This window comes from Butyricimonas sp. BSD2780061689_150309_C8, from assembly GCF_015560935.1.
GTDB lineage: Bacteria > Bacteroidota > Bacteroidia > Bacteroidales > Marinifilaceae > Butyricimonas > Butyricimonas paravirosa.
Genome location: NZ_JADMSV010000014.1, coordinates 1 through 18878 on the forward strand (window position 1 = coordinate 1; position 18878 = coordinate 18878).

The 18878-nt window shown below is 39.4% G+C and carries 12 protein-coding genes; 1 reads left to right on the forward strand and 11 read right to left on the reverse strand.

The features are described 5' to 3' along the window. Nucleotides 1-227: 227 nt before the first annotated feature. The 8 genes from I2I33_RS11540 to I2I33_RS11575 form a co-directional block, all read right to left on the reverse strand. Complete coding sequence (locus I2I33_RS11540; protein ID WP_087421972.1) at nt 228-1421, reverse strand: TlpA family protein disulfide reductase; 1194 nt, start codon at nt 1419-1421, stop codon at nt 228-230. Between the two features lie 94 nt (nt 1422-1515). Further along, nucleotides 1516-3180, reverse strand: a complete 1665-nt coding sequence (locus tag I2I33_RS11545; protein ID WP_087421973.1) for a metallopeptidase TldD-related protein — start codon at nt 3178-3180, stop codon at nt 1516-1518. 37 nt (nt 3181-3217) lie between these two features. Beyond that, nucleotides 3218-4900, reverse strand: coding sequence for a metallopeptidase TldD-related protein (locus I2I33_RS11550; RefSeq protein WP_087421974.1), 1683 nt, complete (start codon nt 4898-4900; stop codon nt 3218-3220). An 88-nt stretch (nt 4901-4988) separates the two neighbouring features. Further along, nucleotides 4989-5957 carry a hypothetical protein gene (locus I2I33_RS11555; RefSeq protein WP_140402612.1) on the reverse strand — a complete coding sequence of 323 codons (969 nt, stop codon included), beginning with the start codon at nt 5955-5957 and terminating at the stop codon, nt 4989-4991. 26 nt (nt 5958-5983) lie between these two features. Beyond that, nucleotides 5984-7444, reverse strand: coding sequence for a RagB/SusD family nutrient uptake outer membrane protein (locus I2I33_RS11560; protein ID WP_087421976.1), 1461 nt, complete (start codon nt 7442-7444; stop codon nt 5984-5986). 11 nt (nt 7445-7455) lie between these two features. Continuing rightward, a complete protein-coding gene (locus tag I2I33_RS11565; protein WP_087421977.1) occupies nt 7456-11148 on the reverse strand; it encodes a SusC/RagA family TonB-linked outer membrane protein in 3693 nt (1230 codons plus the stop codon). 98 nt (nt 11149-11246) lie between these two features. After that, nucleotides 11247-12356: a FecR family protein gene (locus I2I33_RS11570; RefSeq protein WP_087421978.1), complete on the reverse strand. Its 1110-nt coding sequence runs from the start codon at nt 12354-12356 to the stop codon at nt 11247-11249. Nucleotides 12357-12429: 73 nt separating this feature from the next. Next, nucleotides 12430-13008, reverse strand: a complete 579-nt coding sequence (locus I2I33_RS11575; protein WP_162613841.1) for an RNA polymerase sigma-70 factor — start codon at nt 13006-13008, stop codon at nt 12430-12432. 744 nt (nt 13009-13752) lie between these two features. On the opposite strand from I2I33_RS11575, the gene I2I33_RS11580 reads away from it, so the two are divergent. Beyond that, the gene (locus I2I33_RS11580; RefSeq protein ID WP_087421980.1) at nt 13753-14391 is read left to right on the forward strand and encodes a copper resistance protein NlpE N-terminal domain-containing protein; all 639 of its coding nucleotides are present in this window, start codon (nt 13753-13755) and stop codon (nt 14389-14391) included. A gap of 77 nt (nt 14392-14468) precedes the next feature. On the opposite strand, the gene I2I33_RS11585 is transcribed toward I2I33_RS11580, so the two are convergent. The 3 genes from I2I33_RS11585 to I2I33_RS11595 are packed head-to-tail and all read right to left on the reverse strand — an operon-like array spanning nt 14469 to nt 18851. Beyond that, nucleotides 14469-16796, reverse strand: a complete 2328-nt coding sequence (locus I2I33_RS11585; protein ID WP_087421981.1) for a Gldg family protein — start codon at nt 16794-16796, stop codon at nt 14469-14471. Between the two features lie 17 nt (nt 16797-16813). Then, entirely contained in the window at nt 16814-17734 is a 921-nt protein-coding gene (locus I2I33_RS11590; RefSeq protein ID WP_087421982.1) for an ABC transporter ATP-binding protein, read from the reverse strand. Nucleotides 17735-17756: 22 nt separating this feature from the next. Then, complete coding sequence (locus I2I33_RS11595; protein WP_087421983.1) at nt 17757-18851, reverse strand: hypothetical protein; 1095 nt, start codon at nt 18849-18851, stop codon at nt 17757-17759. Nucleotides 18852-18878 lie beyond the last annotated feature (27 nt).

Consider the following 18878-nt stretch of genomic DNA (forward strand, 5'->3'; position numbering starts at 1 on the left):
AGATTATTTTATTGAACTATTTATAATTTTGCATGCATGAGAAAAGAAGGAAAATACACACTTTTTGAAACACTATCGAGAGGATTCAAATATATTATCTTCGCATATTTAATCAAAATAACGACGACGAAAGAACTTCTAGATTTAATCTTACCCCGGGCGATCCTCGATTCATTCGAGGTGGTGAAGATGACGAGTACTAGCGGTCAATCACTTCAACATCCATCTCATTTCAAATTTTCACGAATTGCTTCCCGTAATTCTTGTCCATGAAGATTTTTTCCAATAATATTGTTATGTTCATCTAACAAATAAGTCGCCGGAAGAGCTGCCACCCCATAAAGATAACTTAGCAGGCTACGATTAAAAAGCCCATGATATTTAAAATCCAATTTATCCATTTTAATTGCCTCCTTCCAACTTTTTTCTATATAATCAACAGAAACAGCAAGCACTTCAAATCCCTGATCTCGAAACTCGTTATAATATTGCATCACTTCAGGCATATCCGCCCGACATTTTCCACACCAAGATGACCAGAAATCAAGAAATTTCACCTTCGCTTTTATATCATGCATCTTAAACACATTGCCATTCAAATCAGTCATTGAAAAATTAGGTGCCAAATGTCCAATATCCATCATGCGATTTACCTGCATCACTTGCATATCCGCACTCATCTTTCCCAAACGGACAAAAAAATACCTCTCTTTTAACCAATTTTTTAGCGAATCATTAAGCATATATCTATAATAACTCATCAACCATTCCCACTCTTGAAGGGAATATTTATCCCGATCCATACTTCGTTGCAAACTAAAGTGTTTCACGTGCCCCCCTGATATAAAATAATTTAATTTCCCCTGTAATACCATTGCAGAAACATAGGATGCCGCATTACGCTTCATCAGATTCTGCTCATTAGCCATATAACTTTCTATCTCCTTTACAAGTTCCTTTGCCAATGAATCATGTGTTTGCTTATTAGTTTTAGCACTAGCATTCCGTAAATTTCGAGAAATAGTATCCAACCGTAAATGATTCTGATAATAGGAATCCATATCCTCGTATAACAAATCTCCTTCTTGTTGCCAGTTCAATCGGGAATCCTGATTTAAGTATACTAAATAACTTCCTTCTCCCCTTGGAAGTTCTAGACGTCCCATATTACGTCCTGTTTTTTTTTGACATATCTCCACAGAAACAGGATGTTTCGAACCCATTTTTGCTGAAAGAGAAAAAAATCCATCCAAAACCTCCCCTTTACTCAAAGTATCTTTATTTACACCATCTCGTGCTACAAGATAGACATCCAATTGAGTACCCTTATCATATAGACCTGCCACCCGAAGAGCATCTTGCTTCACAGAACAAGCACTGAAACAAAAAAATACTAAGAATAAAAAAATAATTAATCTCATAAAAATAAACTTACATTTTTAGACAACTCATATAAAAACGGATTGCCGGCCATTATTACCGGCAAATCCCGTATAAAAATAAATAATTATACACTCACCGATCCAGCGGACGCGTCAATATCATTGGTTTCTCTTTTTCTTTTATCTCGCTAATTTTCGCTTTCTTAAAAAGAACGCCATTGGGATAAATCAGAGAAACAGGTAATTCAAATGCCGGAATATTGACTATACCTTCCTCTTCAGAAAAAGCCATAGCACTTCCCATCCATCCCCAGCTCTCCCGGGGTGTTTGGGCGGCAAAAACCAACGTTTCCTCCCCTGTTTTCAAATTCACACGATAAATCTCTTCAAAATAGGCTCCAGAATTTCCTCTTACAATATAAGCACAATTTAACTTTTGTTTTTTAGCTTCTTTAATCAACATTTTTTTCAATTCCTCTTGAGAATATCCTTTATCTGCACTCACGTGTAATGTTCCCGGGCAAACGATTGAACTACCATTACCGGTCCAACGCATACTTCCCGTCGATTTCTCTGTATAAACAGAACGCGTCCGACTACTCAACGGTTGTTTTAAAACCCCTTTCTCTATCAAAGTCATTTCCTTTTCGGGTATAATACCTTCGGCATCAACCTCGTAAGCTCCCATAAGTTTAAAACCTTTATAATCATACATGGACGAATAGTTTTTCACCGTTAATGCCGTATGAGTCACAGACTGACCGATTTTATTTTCCAACGTCGGCTTGTATTGCGAGTACAAACCAGGATCTTCCGTTTTTCTTGCTGCCACATAACGAGAAGATACCCCAAATAAATCCCCTCCCAGTAGAAAAGTTTGACAAGCATCATCCAAATATAATACCGGCCCTGTATAATCACCTTCAAATTTCGGTGCATTCTTCATTTTCACCAAAGTCTCCGCCATATCGGTTACTTTTTTCTTCATCTCATCCAATGAAGGCATATCTTGAGGACAAATAGCAGATTCTGTCAACTGATAATTACTTGATACCCCCTCGGCATCACGTATTGAAGCATTACAAAAAAGATAGACAAACCTCACTGGCTGTTTTACCTTTATCCCCTCCGTATTCATTTGGTAAATCTCCAAATCCTTCCCCATGACATAAATAGAAGAAAATATAACATCTTTATAATTTTTAAATATACCACTCAACTCCTTGATATAGTTTTCCCAATAAGCCTGATCTATACTATACTCATCACGAGGTTCTACAATACGGCTAACAGGTTCAATCTTCGGGAACGGTATAATCTTTTTCTCTTCCTCCGGTATAATGATATTATCAAAATATGCCTGCTTACGGTAAATTTGCTTTTGCGCATTTTTATATGTTGCATCCATTGCTCCCCAGATCCCACGGCGAATCTGTTCATAATCTGGAACAACAGGCAAGCTGAATAGTTGATGCCGTTCCAACTCATTCGGGTACTTGATCTGACTGGTAAAGTTATAATCCCCGGCTAATACATTCACGGAACCGTAAGACACTGGAATTATATCCGATTGAATAATTCCCCCTAAAATACCACGTACCATAAAAGTGCGACCATATACCGCATTTACTCCTATACAACAGATAGGCTTACTATCCGCCTGTTTCAACTCCTTCATTCCACGATTCATCTCATCTTCCATAGCCTTGAAGATAACCGCATCATCATCTCCTTGTGCCCACACATTTATACTGCCCATCAACAGCAGTACCAATAAACTCCAAATATATGCTTTCATAATATTTCTTTATTTTATTTATACACGTCATACCTTATCACGGTCTTTCCAAAATAGGAGGAATTGCCTTGTAATTCATTACACGCTGTACCTCAATCCGGTTCACTAAAATACATGGGGAAACTGCCGTCACGGGGATTGAGCCCGATTCAGCACCACACATACCAGTAAACACCTCTACCTGACCTCCCGCAGCCACGATATTTGAAAACATCGCCAAAGGTGTGCCAATCATATCTAATCCGCGCACTAGCTCGTCAGGACGACCGTCTGCATACACGCGATACACCTCCAACGGGGTAACATTAAACGAATTTATCGCCATCCTTCCTGTTTGAGTAAATCCTCCAGATACTTCTTTGAAATAAAAACCGAACTCCTTGTCCTGTTTTTTGATTTCTTCAATCAAAAGAGCACGTAACTCTTTCTCTGTCCTTGGATCTTTTATCGAGATAATCAGGTTCGACTGACGAGAGACCGGATCAAAACCACCCACGGCGCGACCGTGCCCATTACTTCTAGCATGTCCTTCCAAAGCAGTACGTGTCATCAAAAAATCATTCATCTTACCATCAATTACCACATCTACTCGTTCTGCTTTGACTCCCTGTTCATCATATTTATAATAACCATTCAATTCTGTTCCCGCACAATATCTCAATGTCGGATCATCTGCAACACTCATTCCTTCTGGTAACACAAGTTTTCCTATCATATCCTTGAAAGTCTGCCCGTCCACATCCTTCTTCATCCGCTGCCCTTCCGTACGATGCCCGAAAATTTCATGGAAGAAAACGCCACTAGCTGCTCCAGACATTAAAGCTGGCCCCGAAAATGGATCCACCGTCGGTGCCGTACGCAAAGCGATCAACTTCTTCGCAATAACATTCACATCCTTCATAATCGAATCATTACTCGGTAAATTATCCGGGTCATAAGCAAAATAAGAAAGATGCAAAGGCAAACGCATCCCGTCATCAGCCATCGTCGAAGCCTGTACCATAATTCGGGCATATGGCAAATTATGCACGATCTCTGCTCCTTCTGTACTGATAAAATAAGTACGCAAAACATTATACTCGATATGTGCCGACCCCTCTATAATCTCCGGGTATTTCTTAAATTCAGAGGAAATCTCATTCAAACGTTTTCCCCAAGCCTCTCGGTCTATCGTTAACTTTTCTGCCGGTAACTGAGGCTCATAATATTTTTCAATTTTTGTTTTAGAAAGACTCGGAGATTTATCACTAATCTGCAAAAACATTTGCTCGTTCCCCAACGCCTGCTGCAAAGCACTTACAGCAACCTTATAACGACTTTCTGTCTCATACCAGATAGCATTTCGATCAGCCGCCTCGCCAGACTCTCCATTCAAAGAAAGTTGAGCTACGGATGGACCTCCACGTCCAGCCCCCGATCCCATTTCACGTGTCGTAAAATTATCATATTCGGGACTTCCGATACGTACCTGGGGCACAAGATAGCGGCGATGATTTTTCACGGATTGCATAATAGCTCCAAAGGTAGACATTACAAATGTCCGCCGTTCATCCACGGCCCGAAAATTCATATAATAAGGTGCATGTTTCTCTTTTTGCAATTCTGCAAATTCCTTATTCATCTCATCCTTTATCATCTCTAAAAATTTCTCCTGGGCCCTTACCGGAGTACATAACCCGATAAGCCCAAAAACAAATACAATTAATTTAATTTTCCTCATAATTTTCTTGATTTTGATTTTTTTTACAACAATAACATCCCAAGAGACAATAAAATACTGTCTCTAAAAACGATTCCATCACTTTCAATTACAATTTCTCTACTATTTTTTTTATCACATCATACTTAGCTAGAATCACCTCATAATCTGTATACAATGCCTTGAACTCCTCCTCCGTATACTGATAATAAGCGGTCACAAACGCCCGAAGATCATCCGTCTGTAGTGGAGCTGTATATCCTTTCCGATCCGCATCTTGATTATCCGGATTATACACCTCCGAAAAATTCAAAAAACCATACAAATTCCAATGCTGGAAAGGGTAATCTCTATTACTTCGGTTCATCCGTTGGCCATATATCGTTTTCTTGCTAGATCCAGATAATACTTCTGGCACATGAACATTTTCTGATAAATCATAAAACTCCTGCAATTCAAAAGCATAATGATTCACCAGTTTCAATGTTACATCTGCAGCTAAAATCTCGCCCGCATATTTTGCCCATACGGAGGGTAACTCATTCTCCATACGTCCCACGCGTCCGATCATCGTTGTAGCCAACGCTCTCCAAGCAAAATCATCACAACCTTCTATAATTTTTCCAGCAACTCTGGTAATATACGTTTTCCGGTAAGTAATACACGAATCTGTCAAAAAATAACACCTCGGTTGTACAGATTCCGGTAGACGAGGTAATACATCAGTTTTAAGAAACTCCACTGTTTTCATCAATGCTTCGCGATCCCTACTCTCTGTATAAGAGTTCTGATCATTCTTCGTGGTAATCATGTAATTGACATCTAATACCTCGTAATGCATACGAGGTGTCCCATCAAAGCTCGTGCCTGTTTGTACACGACCAATTGTATCCTCGTAAAATATGGCAACTCCATATTCATCATAACACGTGTAAATCAAATGATCCAACGGGTCATCGGAATCCTCAATCGCATACCAATCCACATCGGCATAACTAACTTTCCCCTCCTCATTTTCATCCTTGTTGCACGCCATCAATATCAGGCAAACAAAACTCATGTATAAAAATCTTTTCATCATCTTCTTATTTTTAAGACAAACACTTACAGCTCAAAAAATGTGCGATCCTCCCGTTCATTATTTTCTAAAGCTCCGTCATTAAACTCTATTGCATAATCCGGAATAGGCAATACCCAACCGTTATCTTTATCATAGGTATCAAGAATATAATATCCCAACAAAACCTGCTCACTAGCGGAAGCACCCTCCCCATAGATATTATGACGAATCATTTTACTTTCCGGGTATTTCGGAGACACTGCATAACGTCGCAAATCAAACCAGCGATGTCCTTCAAAACAAAGTTCTCGACGACGTTCCTGCCGGATAAAATCAACCAATTCCTTTCCTGTCAACCCTTTAAAAGAATCCATAATTTCCAAACTCGTCCCTTCTACATAACGCTTGGAACGTAAGGCTCTCAAATTCTCAACAGCCTTCTCCTCTTGTCCCTCTAACATAGCATAAGCCTCCGCCCGATTTAGGAAAAGCTCTGCCACCCGCAAAGCTCCCACGGAAGGAACTGATTTTCCACATATACGATTTCCATAATATGCCGAAGAGAAGAAAAATTTTCCTCTTTGATCTTCAGGATCATACATATCGTAATATAACTCTTCGGATACCTGAAAATCAACTGACAATTTTGACACCAAACCACCATCTACCATCTGAGAGTGAATAACCTCCATCTCCATACTAGAAGAAGAAAGTGAAGCACTTGATAAATCAACTAAAGCATAAGAAGTAAAAACAGGATCCTCCAAATGTACAAGAGCCAATTCATACTCTCCCATATACAGATAGATCCGTCCTAACAGCGCATGCACGGCAGCTTCACTCGCTTGATAGATCGTCTCTTCCACCCCCCCATCCAACAATACTACAGCCTTTTCTAAATCCGACACAATCAACGAATAAACGCTATCTACCGATTGACGAGAAAAAAAGACATCCTCAATCATTGGATCGAGCTTCACGGGTACCCCGGGATCCATCGAGGCCGTTGTCTTCGAATACGGCTTAGCATAAAGATTAATCAAGTAATAATAGTTCCATGCCCGAATAAAAAGAGCCTCCCCTTCAATCCGTTCACGTAACTCAAGCGATTCATTCGAAAACTCCGGTAGCTTATCAAGCACCACATTTGCTACACTAATCGTATGATAAAAATGTTTCCAAGCTTCATCCGGAAAAGGATTACCTTTTTCATTAAAAGGTAGTCTTTCCCAACTATAAATAGCTTGAAGCTTCTCGTAATAACTATGAGCATTACCGAGTAAACACATCTCTGTATCGTCATCCATCAAGTGCAGGAAAGGCAAATTTTTCATATCCAACACATCTTGTTGATTCTCCCAATTCCAATAACCCTCTCCCACCAGTAGCTCTTCCAAATCAGCACAAGAAGTGACATAGGCCTTTCCCTCTGAACGTTCTTCCAAAAAATCACCACAACTAGAAAGCACCATAAATATCAAAAACAAATAGAAGCAATTTTTCATCTTAATACATTTTAGAATGAAACATTTAAAGTCAACGAGTAGGTAGGACGTAACGACAAATTAATACGCGGAGAAGTTCCGGACTGATTCGGATCCTGTCCCTTCAAATCCTTATGGCAAAGTGTAAAGAGATTTACTCCCGTCAAACTCACATAAGCAGACTTCATATAACATTTCTTTAACCATTGCACCGGAATATTATATCGCAAAGAAATGTTCGTCAGTTTTAAGTAATTTCCACTTACCACCCGCATATCGGAATCGTCATACATCTGCCAGATATTATCAGCAAAAGCATATGATTGTCCCTTCCACCATGGTATCATAGTTCTCGCAAACTCCGAACCACTCACGATCCCCGGCATATTCGTGTATCGCTCATCTCCCGGGTTTCGCCAGCGATTGGCAAATTCCTTACGTACATTCACGTGCGGCTGCGGGGCAATCGTACCATATCGCTTTACCACATTGTCGTAAAGACGTAACAACCGTACTTTAGACCCAATACTATAATCCAACTTAAAATTAAGCACGAACCCTTTGTACGAAAACGTATTCACAACAGATCCTTGAAGAAAAGGTTCACGCCGTCCTGACTTCACCATGATTTCGCGGAAAACCTCTTCTTTACCCATCCCCTCGAAACGTATTTTATTATCCACGCCATTGGCTGTAAACTCATCACAATTCGCAAACATTGGCAAACCGTTTTCCGGGCTCAAACCGGTAAACTTGTACGAGTAAAACGTATTTAACGGCTCTCCCGGAATCTCAACAGTTCCTTTCAAATAGTCACTATACTTGACATCATCCTTCAACACTTTCTCCCGGTTGTTTTTCAATTTATTCACTAATTTATTTACAACGGATCCCAACTGAGGATCAATACTCCAGCGGAAACCATCCGCCTGTCCATTTATTGATACCTTGGGAACAATCGGATTAAGATTAAAGCTAAACTCTAATCCCGAATTCGTCAATTCTCCTTGATTCACCGTATAAGTCGAAACACCATTCACCTCCGAGACACTCTTACTTATATAAGCATCCGTCGTATGCTTGTAAAAATAACTTACCGACCCAACCAGACGATTGCGGAAAAAGGCGAAATCCACCTGCCCATTCACAGACAACGTTTTCTCCCACTTCAAGTTGGGATTCGGATAATTGAAAACAGTAGAGCCATATTTATTATGGTTAGGATTCAATTCTCCCTTCTCAATTACTAATTCTGGACCTATCCCCAGCATATTCCCCTGATAACCGAAAGAAGCCCTCATGTTCAAATCGTTGACCCATGCAACATTCGAGAATAAATCTTCAGCAATATTCCATCTACCAGACACAGACCACACGGGCAGCATCTTGTCATTACTCTGCTCTCCGAATTTATTGGAAGCATCCATACGAGTATTGAAATTGAAAGAATACAAATTCTTATAATTATAGAAAGCCGAGAAATACACTCCTGCAGTATTCGTCAATTCATCTGTACGCACCCCCAATGCCGATGGGTCTGTCGTAAGCCAAGTTACGTAAGCCGTGTATTTTTTATAATCCACGGGATTGATCAGCAATCCACGTTCAGGCACGTATCCCCGAATAGTTCGGGAATTACCCCGTCGGTGACTGGAATTAATCTCCGCCCCAAAACTAGCGCCAATATTATGTTTCTGTTCTTTATCCAAGATTTTATTATAATCCAACTGTCCTCTCAACATATAATTATTCCCTCGTTCTCGGATCTCTTTCAATTCGCCCCCAGAAGGCAATTTACTTTTGTAAGCCACTTCCTGCCCTATTTCAGCTCCTCGTAAAGTGGAAGCATAAAATGAATTTCCACTATAATAATTTTCTTGCTCGGAATAGGAAAGTGAATAAGAGAAAGTGACATTCGCTTTTAACGAACGGGTAAAATTGTAATTCAAGTTGGCATTAAACCCCATTTGGCTTGACTCGTGATTATAATCCGAATTATTAATCTCATTCAACACATTATATCGGTAAAAATTTTTCCCGTCTTCAGAATTAACATCTGATTTTTGGTAAAAAAGTAACGACCCGTCTTCATTGTAAAGAGGTACAGCGCGGCTCATTTCGTAAGCATAATTCAACACTCCTATCTCCGAGGGAATATACTTCCGGATACCAAAATTCCCATTTAACCCAAACTGCATCGAAAAGCGTTCATGATTGATATTCAATTTAATATTAGCCGTGTAGCGCTGATTACTTTCTCCTTTAATCACTCCTCCCATATCACTATATCCCACGGAAGTATAGTAACGCATATTCTGACTTCCCCCGGAAATACTCAATGTATGATTATGAGAAAAAGTATTACGCGTAAGAATTCCGAACCAATCCGTATTCATTTTTTCATAATTACTCACCTCTTTCTGATACTCTGTGAAAGAAAGATCCCCATTATAATAATCTCGGGTAGCCGCTTCGTATCCCACCCAAGTATCAATCATCGGGTAATCCACCAAATTACGCATCAACTCCCGGGAAAACTCAATTCGTTCTGCAGAATTCATCACGTTCACATCCCGGTCGGAATAATAAGGACGACGTTGAAAAGAAGTTGTCAATGAATATCCCACAGACGGAGGTCCCACCCGTCCTTTTTTCGTCGTAATCACAATCACACCATTAGCCGCTTTCACCCCATAAAGCGCAGTAGCCGAAGCATCCTTCAACACATCAATCTGCTCAATGTCCTCCGGATTCAATCCTGAAATAGCGTTACCCAACAAATTTACGAAATCTGGGTCATTCAATTGCGAAGGATCAACAGCCACAGGGTCATACTGAACAACCCCGTCAATTACCCACAACGGTTCACGATTACCCAATACCGTGGACGAACCACGAATACGTAACTTGGGTACAGCCCCCACTTGACCGGAATTTTGCATAAAAATCATTCCCGGTACATTACCTTCCAACATCTGGTCTATCGAATTCATTCCGGAAACTTTAATATTCTCCGCTTTCAAAGAAGTTACGGCACTTGTCAAATGCCTTTTATCAATAGTTTGATAACCAGTAATAACCACCTCATCCATCTCCATAAGATCTTCACGCAAAATAACTCGCATCGTATCTTGCCCCGTGTACTTCACCTCTTGAGTCTTCATCCCGATAAAAGAAAAGATCAAAACAATATCTTTACTCTGCTTATAGATGAACAAAAACTTTCCATCCTTATCTGTAGCCGTACCCGCACTTGCTCCTTTCAAACGCACGGTAACACCCGGAATGGGAACCTTTTTTTCATCCATAACAACACCATGAATACGAACCCGTTCTGGAATTTTACTCGTGTTAATCGCTTTCTCTCGAATAACAACCACATGCCCGTCATACGTGTGATACAAATCATAAGCTGGTAACAACTCTTTTAAAATACTCCCTAGTTCCCGATTTTCTGCCTTCAAAGTCACTTTTTGCCCTTTCGACTGCACTAACTCAAATCCATAAAAGATATCACACTTCGACACCCTACTCAATGTCACCAACACTTCATTCAAAGTCTTATCTTTGAAATCTACTGAAACCTTTACAGTCTGAGCTTGCACGTTCACTTGTAACATCATGCATAAACCCAAAAGAAAAAACGGCAATAGGTTTACAAACATTAACCTTTCATGCCACAAAATACCCTTTAAAAACAAGCGTAGCTTCTCATTTTTTTTCATAATTTTGTAATAAATATTAGACACTTTATACTATTCATTCGAGGTCAACGCAATGAAAAGTATATTCTAAAACAACAGGTTGGAGATTTGCAGTATCTTCAATCTGTTTTATTTTTAACCTCTACAACATTTCCATTAATTACAAATTCCACATTTTGAGTATCTGCCATACGTTTTAACAAATAATCAATTCGTTCATAACGATGCAAACGCCCAACAAACTCGATCTTCCGCAATTCTTCATTTTGATAAGAAACCTCCACTCCATACCAATGAACTAAACGTTCCATGATATTTTCCAACGTCTCTTTATAAAACACATAATAACCATCTTTCCAAGAAGTAAACTGTTCCGTATCAACCTCACGCATTTCGATCTCATTAGTACTCTGCTTACAAATCAACTGCTTTCCCGGTGTTAATATATTTTCCGTTCCACCATAAACAACTTGCACCTTCCCCTCCTCCAGCGTGGTTGTCATCTTTTCGCTATCCGGATAAGCATTCACATTAAAAGACGTTCCTAACACGCGCACAGTTACATTACTAGCTTGAACAACAAAAGGATGTAAGCTATCCTTAGTAACCTCAAAATACGCTTCTCCTTCAAGATACACCTTTCTTTCCTCTCCATAGAAAGCGACAGGATAATGCAATCGACTTTTCGCATTCATATAAACAATTGTTCCGTCTGATAATTGTATCTGATAATCAGCCATTGCTGGAACTTCCAAGGTATTATAACGCACCACAGTATCACTAACACTTCGTTCCTTATAAACCAATCTTGTTCCCCTGTCCTGCCGTACATTCATGCGCTCATCATCAACAATCTCAAAATGTTGTCTAGCCTGTAAACTAACAACCGAGCTATCAGAAAGTATCAACCGAACTCCCTCAGGAGCATTTTCAGCTAAGCGCACAGAGGTTAATGAAGGTTCTTCATTCCTCCATAGATAAGACACAGACAACACTAATACAGGCAAAATCACGGCAGCACTCCAACGAACAAACAATTTTAATCTACGCCTTTGCTGCTCGACCTGCAACTTTTTCCACATACTCTTATAATCAGGTTCCGTGGTTGTCAAAGTTCTTTTCATCCACCTGATTATCCCTCTAATTTCAGGATCAGAACAATCAACCTGATCCTTTTTATCAGAGAAAAGTGTCTTCCATACCTTTTCAAATAATTCATCTCTATACATAGCTTAACTAACTTTTCGCTACATATACACACGATACTCCCCAAAGGGTGAAAAGATTTTTCAAAAAAAATAATTAAAATAATTTTTCATCTAAAAGAGAGAGCAATATCAATAAATTCATTGCACTCATACGATGTCCAACACCTTCTTTTATCTTACGATAAGCAATTTTAACTTGAGATTTTACCGTATTTACAGATACATCCAATGCACGTGCTGTATCAACATAGCTCATTCCCTCCACCACAGCCATCACAAAAATTTTTCGGCAATTCTCTGGTAATACCTCTATCTGACAACGAATTTCCTCCAACAGAGGCGCAAAATCCTCTTCGTCCTCATTTAAAAATTCCAATTCTCGGATAATACCCTCCTGATTCGCAACCTTTATTTTTTCATGGCGCAAATAATTCAATGCATAATGCTTCAGCCTTATATGCAGGAATCCCACTAATGACCCATTTTCATCAAGTCTCTTCCTATGTTCCCAAAGATATAAAAAAGTGTCTTGAACGGCATTCTCCGCAACTTCTTTATCCCCGACCAATCCCATTGCGGTAAAGAACATCACCTGGGAATATTCCTCGAAAACCTGCTCGAAAACTTGTTTGTTTCCAACACGCAATGCCCGTATTACATCTTTCATTTCCATTCTAAAACATACATAACCACGTACAAAAGTAAAAAAAATCAGATACCTACATATCAGATTGGACCAAATAAAAAATATCTCCTTCCTATGATTGAAATAGTTGCCCAAAATAATGCATGAATTAAATTCTTTTTTTTGAGGATAGAACATCATACATTCTAAATTCATTGAGAAATCAATTCTCTACTCTATCATTTTTCCAAGTAGCAACCAAAGTTCTTCTCCTCTCTTTGAAACAAATTATTCTAATGGAATTTTCTTCTCAAAAACAATTGTAAAATCACTTATTTTAATATCAAAGGAAAGACTATTCCTACAGTTACCCAGTTTATACCGAAATTAAGAATGAATAATTGATGAATTCCGGAGCAATAGGTAATATAGCATTTAATATACATTTTTATTATCTTGTATGAACCTTATTGTATATAAGGTTCATATAAGGTTTCTATAAGGTATCTATAAGGTTCATGATGGTATTCATCAAGTAGTAATCAACTAAAAATGATGCACTTTGGTTATTATTCTTATTATTTTCTTACAAATCTAGCCTCTATCATTTAATTCATTCGGAATTGCTATAAATCTAATTTATACGAAGTAAAACAAAATATATAAGAAACTCATAGATAAATTAAACGTATATATATCAGTGTATATAGCCATCTTCTCGGTCATACATTCTAATTGTTCACATGACATCATTGGTATAAAATTTGCTCGATTGAATCAAAAACAACATACATGAAAAATACATCCATCATTCTGGCAGCCCTGACAATGGCCTGTTGCTCTCCTGCCTCAAAAGAACACCAGACAAAAGGCATCGTGTGTGATGCCACAATGAACACGATTTCCATCGTAACAGCAAACAAGGACACCTTATCTTTCAGCACACTAGATGCCGATAAAAGTCAAGTCAACGGGTTGCTGTTAAACGACACCGCCGAGATTTTTTATAAAGGGAAATACACGACAGGAATGTCCGCAACAAAGCTCATCGTGTACAAAAATCAAGCATTGGGAGCATTACAAACAAGAACTTACGAGGGGATCTTGCCCGCAGCTTCTTGTCCAGGCATTCGTTATTCCTTAACGATACAAAATCAAGAACATAGTGGCGATGGGACATTCACGTTAACGATGACTTATATCGAAGCGGAAAACGGGAAAGATGCCATTTTTAATTACAAGGGGAAAAGATTCACACAACGTGGAGATGCTACTAATAACGATGCTATTGTATGGCAATTGGTTGCAGATAACGGGAAAGACATTTTCAACTTCTTGCGTGAAGACGAAAAGACCCTCACTCTATTAAACAACAAATTCGAAAAGAGCGAGACGGGTTTAAATTATAGCTTGAAACTTGTAGAAAAATGAGTTCGGTACAATACCGAACTCATTCATTACAATCTATCAATCAATCTAGCACCAAGGAAATTATTATTTATCCAGTTCTATTTTCCTTTTCTCCTAAACAAAACGATAACACCCAAAATGAGTAACAACGATGGGAGTATCCATTGCAACACCGTTTTTATCGTAGCTCCACCAGCCATACTTAAAGCCAATTTATTATCTATATTTCTAGGACGGGAAACATCTACCGGCAATTCCCCGTTAGACAACCAATCGAACATTGACATGACGAGATGACCATTTCCTGATTGTACTCCCCGACGGGTCGTAGCCAACTCACCCATACTGAAACAATCTGCATCTCCTAACACGATAATTCTTTGCTGATTTCCGGCTTTTTCCCGTTCCAAACCAACCATCGTCATTCGCTTTCCTGCCACCTCTCCGATAGAAGAATTCAAACGAACCGTATCATTGAGAAAATCAATCGTCTCTAATTCATTCCAACCGGAAGAGTCTCTAGTTTCCAATAACGGAATTAACTGGAATCCCTTGTCACTCTCTTGTGCAATTGCAGCGGCTCCCGGCATAACCAAGGACAAGGGGCGGAACGCACGGCTCGTGTATCCATAGAGGATCTCCCAATAACGAGATATATCTTTAGCGGATTCGGTGACCCGACTCAATACCAAATTAGACGGGTATTCTTCTATTTGCCGTTGAACTAACACTCCCGGTTCAAAACGCAATCCTAGCAAATCCATTAAAGGATCTAAATAGGTGTATGTCTTGGGCTTTCCGGCTAAAACCAAATTTTTACCCTCTTCAATGTAACGAGACAACATCTCAATTTCTTCCGTCGTAAACGGTTCCAATGGTTCTGAAACAACCAATATATCCAAACTATCCAGTACTCCTCTATCACGTCCCAAGTTCACATCCACCACATCAAACCCTTGATTAATCAATGAATTTCTAAAAGTTTTGGCCGCTACCATATAAGAGTGATCCCTATTTCGAGACCCCACGATTGAACGAGCGTCATGGTCAGACAAGAAACCCACACGAGGTAATTTCATCGCAAAGCGTTTTAATGCTGCCGATATTTCAGCTTCGCTCGGTAAACGCCACATATCATTATAAACCCGGATGAACGCTTTCTTTCCATCTTCTCGTTCCAATAAAGTCACAAAACGATATCCTTCATCACTCAAATCGATTTTAGCATCAATTTCTTCCGGAGTTAAGTACTTGCTTAATCGGGTATTTTGCAATTTAGCTTCATCCTTCGCGGCTTGTTTCAATGTTTTCCCCGGATAGCGCTTTTTGAAAATATCAGTAGTCGTGTCTACATGATAATAGAACACGTAATCCATCTTCGTTTCCGGTTTAAAACGCACATAACGATCATAACGGGCAAGATCATCCTTAATTTCTTTCGTCGTCATGTTATGAATACTACCAAACAAGTTCACATAAGTCGTCATTTTCAAACCACCATCCAATTTTGAAACGATGTCCTGACTCGCTTGGGTTAATGTATTATCTTTCGTGTATGTGGCATCATAATACCATTTCATCATCGGACGGGAAGTAATATACCCCAATAACAATGCCACGATGAAAATTCCCATGTAACGTCCCAATTTTCCCATGAAAGAACAGCTCTCCCGACACAATTGCAATTTCAATATTGCAAATCCCAAGAACATGGCACTCATGATAACAAAATAGAAGACATCCTCGCTACAAATCATACCCGCGATAAAAGTATTCGTCCGTCCACCAAGGGAAAGCCAGTAAGTTATTTCACGTACAAAAGCATATTCTTGCCATATCCCAGAAATCAACTCCAACACGGTCAACAAAGCAAACATTCCGATTGCAGCCACAATAGGATAGGCCGTTAAACTAGACATGAAGAGACCGATAGCAGCGTAAAGACCGAACAACAGGTACAGCCCTAACAATCCGGTCAGCACGGTAGCCCATTCAAAAGATTCCACCATACTCCCGGCAATGATCACATAGACCAACAAGATCCCCGTCATGATCAATCCATAGAGCATAACTCCCAAATATTTACCCAACACGATATGTCGACCCGTAATCGGTGCCGAGAATAATAATTTTATTGACCCGCGGTTAAACTCCTGGCTAACCAATCCCATGGTTAACAAAGGCATCAATAAATAGAAGAATTTCGTGACTTTAAGCCAAAGGCCCCCTGAGGTAAAATAAAATAATTTTTTGGAGATCGCATACAAACCGTTACTACTAAGTTCTTGCTGTCGGGCCAATCTTTCCAACACTTCGGCAAAGCCCATACCGGTCACAAACACGAAAAGAATAAGTAAAAGCCAAGCTACTGGCGAATAAAAAAGGTTCGATAACTCCAAACGAGCTATCTTGTATATTGCTCTCATACTATATCTGATTTAAATTACTTTCCTGACAATTTTGCAAATATCGCTTCCATTGAAGTTTTTTCTGTTTTAACTTCCGTCATCTCCCAACCTCTAGACACACTCTCCCGAATCATATTTTTAATCGTATCGCGGTCTCCATCATATGATAAACGCACCCCGTGGTCATCCGAGAACTCGGCTCTTCTTATCCCGGGAAGAGCAACTAACTCATCAATCGTCGGGGGAAGATCAAATCTCGCATAAACGGTATTAGGTTCGATATAATTATCAAACTCCTCCACGGTCCCAGAAAAAACAACATGCCCATGTTCGATCATTTTAATAGATGAACAAGCTGCTTGCACCTCGGACAGAATATGAGTCGAAAGCAACACGGTACGATCCTCTGCAATATTCTGGATTAACTGACGAACCTCTAGTATCTGATTCGGATCCAATCCATTCGTCGGTTCATCCAATACCACAAATTTCGGATCATGTAAAATGGCTTGTGCAATACCAACCCGCTGCTGGTATCCCCCGGAAAGGTTACGTAACAACCTATCTTTCATGTGGTAAACGCCACAACGTTCTTCCACTCTTTTAACAGCGGCCTTAATGCTTTTACGCTCCATCCAGTGGATTTCCGCACAAAAGTTTAAATACTCGTTCACCGTTAAGTCCGGATACAAAGGGGGTTTTTGTGGTAAGAAACCAATATACCCACGTGCTACTTCCGGATTTTTTAACGTGTCCACGCCATTAATATACACTTTACCTTTTGTCTGTTTCAACACACCACAAATAATGTTCATCGTTGTTGATTTCCCCGCTCCGTTAGATCCCAACAAACCGACAACTCCCGCACCCTCAATTTCAAGATTAATATCTTCAATCGCCCATTGTGTCGAATAACGATGATATAAATGTTCTACTTTTACAACTGGATTTTCCATACTACGTTATTTATTTACTATCTTAATTCTTTACTACCCTATTCCCGATTGCCTGTAAGTCTACACCCAACCGTTTAAATTCTTGGATTAAAATATCATACCTCTCTTTGATTTTCTCGTTCACATCTTTCTTGAGATGAAGTATCCCCGTGTAGTCATTGGCATTATAATCTCCATTCTCAGGTTCTGCCGTCAACGTTTCGTACGAATTCCCAATAATCATTTCTAAATACGCGCTCAAATCCTCATCTTGAACAATGTCAAGATTTATATAACTGCTCGGCCAAACGACAAAACCAAGTCCATAGCACTCATTTTTAGCGGGTCGATCAGAATAAGAACCTCCTACCCACGAATAATCTGCAGCCTCAAAAAATTCATCAAAAGAAAGTTTCTCCTTTAACCGTTCATTAATGAACCACATATGCAGATCAACCTTCAATTCTTTTTTCTTTTCTACCGTTAACGTCGTGATTGATTCATCCCCATGGCTCAAAATCAAATTATTAAAAACGCTTGTATAGGATAAATCTGTACCCGCAGACCTTTTCAATTCACGTCCCAAAAGCACTTTCAGCGGCATATAATTATGCAGGATGCTGTCCGGATAAAAATTCAGGAACAATTCCTCGAGTAATGCCAATTGATCCCCCACGTATGCCTCATCAGCTTCTTGCACACTAAAAGTCCCGCTATTCTTAAAGCTAGCCTCTACCTCCAGCAACTTCCCATCCACAATTGAATATTCGAACCAAGAACCATCCGTCTTAAAAGAGATTCCCAATTCATAAGCCACGCCATCCACGTAGGCCGTGTTATTTTCCACGTAATCCCCCTCTCCAAACGTATACCAAGTATACACGAGACTTGTATCCCTGTATGCTTCTGCCCATGTCTGATCTACATTAAAATAGGCATCTGCCGGATTGAATTTATAAAGGAGATACACGCCTGTACGATCAAACCAATTTACAATACGATCATCATATTCATGTTCTCCTTGAGGCAAAGTTATCTCGTATTCAGGCACATCAGACGGACTTAAATTTTCATCATCACTACATCCCATCCAGAACACTAGTCCTAGAATAATGGATATCATATATTTCATTTTCATACAAATTCTGAATTAAAATTTCACGTC

Excerpts from the sequence above, each read along its gene's own strand:
- I2I33_RS11540 (WP_087421972.1), bottom strand. The coding sequence starts at position 1,421 with ATGAGATTAATTATTTTTTTATTCTTAGTATTTTTTTGTTTCAGTGCT.
- I2I33_RS11545 (WP_087421973.1), bottom strand. The coding sequence starts at position 3,180 with ATGAAAGCATATATTTGGAGTTTATTGGTACTGCTGTTGATGGGCAGT.
- I2I33_RS11550 (WP_087421974.1), bottom strand. The coding sequence starts at position 4,900 with ATGAGGAAAATTAAATTAATTGTATTTGTTTTTGGGCTTATCGGGTTA.
- I2I33_RS11555 (WP_140402612.1), bottom strand. The coding sequence starts at position 5,957 with ATGAAAAGATTTTTATACATGAGTTTTGTTTGCCTGATATTGATGGCG.
- I2I33_RS11560 (WP_087421976.1), bottom strand. The coding sequence starts at position 7,444 with ATGAAAAATTGCTTCTATTTGTTTTTGATATTTATGGTGCTTTCTAGT.
- I2I33_RS11565 (WP_087421977.1), bottom strand. The coding sequence starts at position 11,148 with ATGAAAAAAAATGAGAAGCTACGCTTGTTTTTAAAGGGTATTTTGTGG.
- I2I33_RS11570 (WP_087421978.1), bottom strand. The coding sequence starts at position 12,356 with ATGTATAGAGATGAATTATTTGAAAAGGTATGGAAGACACTTTTCTCT.
- I2I33_RS11575 (WP_162613841.1), bottom strand. The coding sequence starts at position 13,008 with ATGGAAATGAAAGATGTAATACGGGCATTGCGTGTTGGAAACAAACAA.
- I2I33_RS11580 (WP_087421980.1), top strand. The coding sequence starts at position 13,753 with ATGAAAAATACATCCATCATTCTGGCAGCCCTGACAATGGCCTGTTGC.
- I2I33_RS11585 (WP_087421981.1), bottom strand. The coding sequence starts at position 16,796 with ATGAGAGCAATATACAAGATAGCTCGTTTGGAGTTATCGAACCTTTTT.
- I2I33_RS11590 (WP_087421982.1), bottom strand. The coding sequence starts at position 17,734 with ATGGAAAATCCAGTTGTAAAAGTAGAACATTTATATCATCGTTATTCG.
- I2I33_RS11595 (WP_087421983.1), bottom strand. The coding sequence starts at position 18,851 with ATGAAAATGAAATATATGATATCCATTATTCTAGGACTAGTGTTCTGG.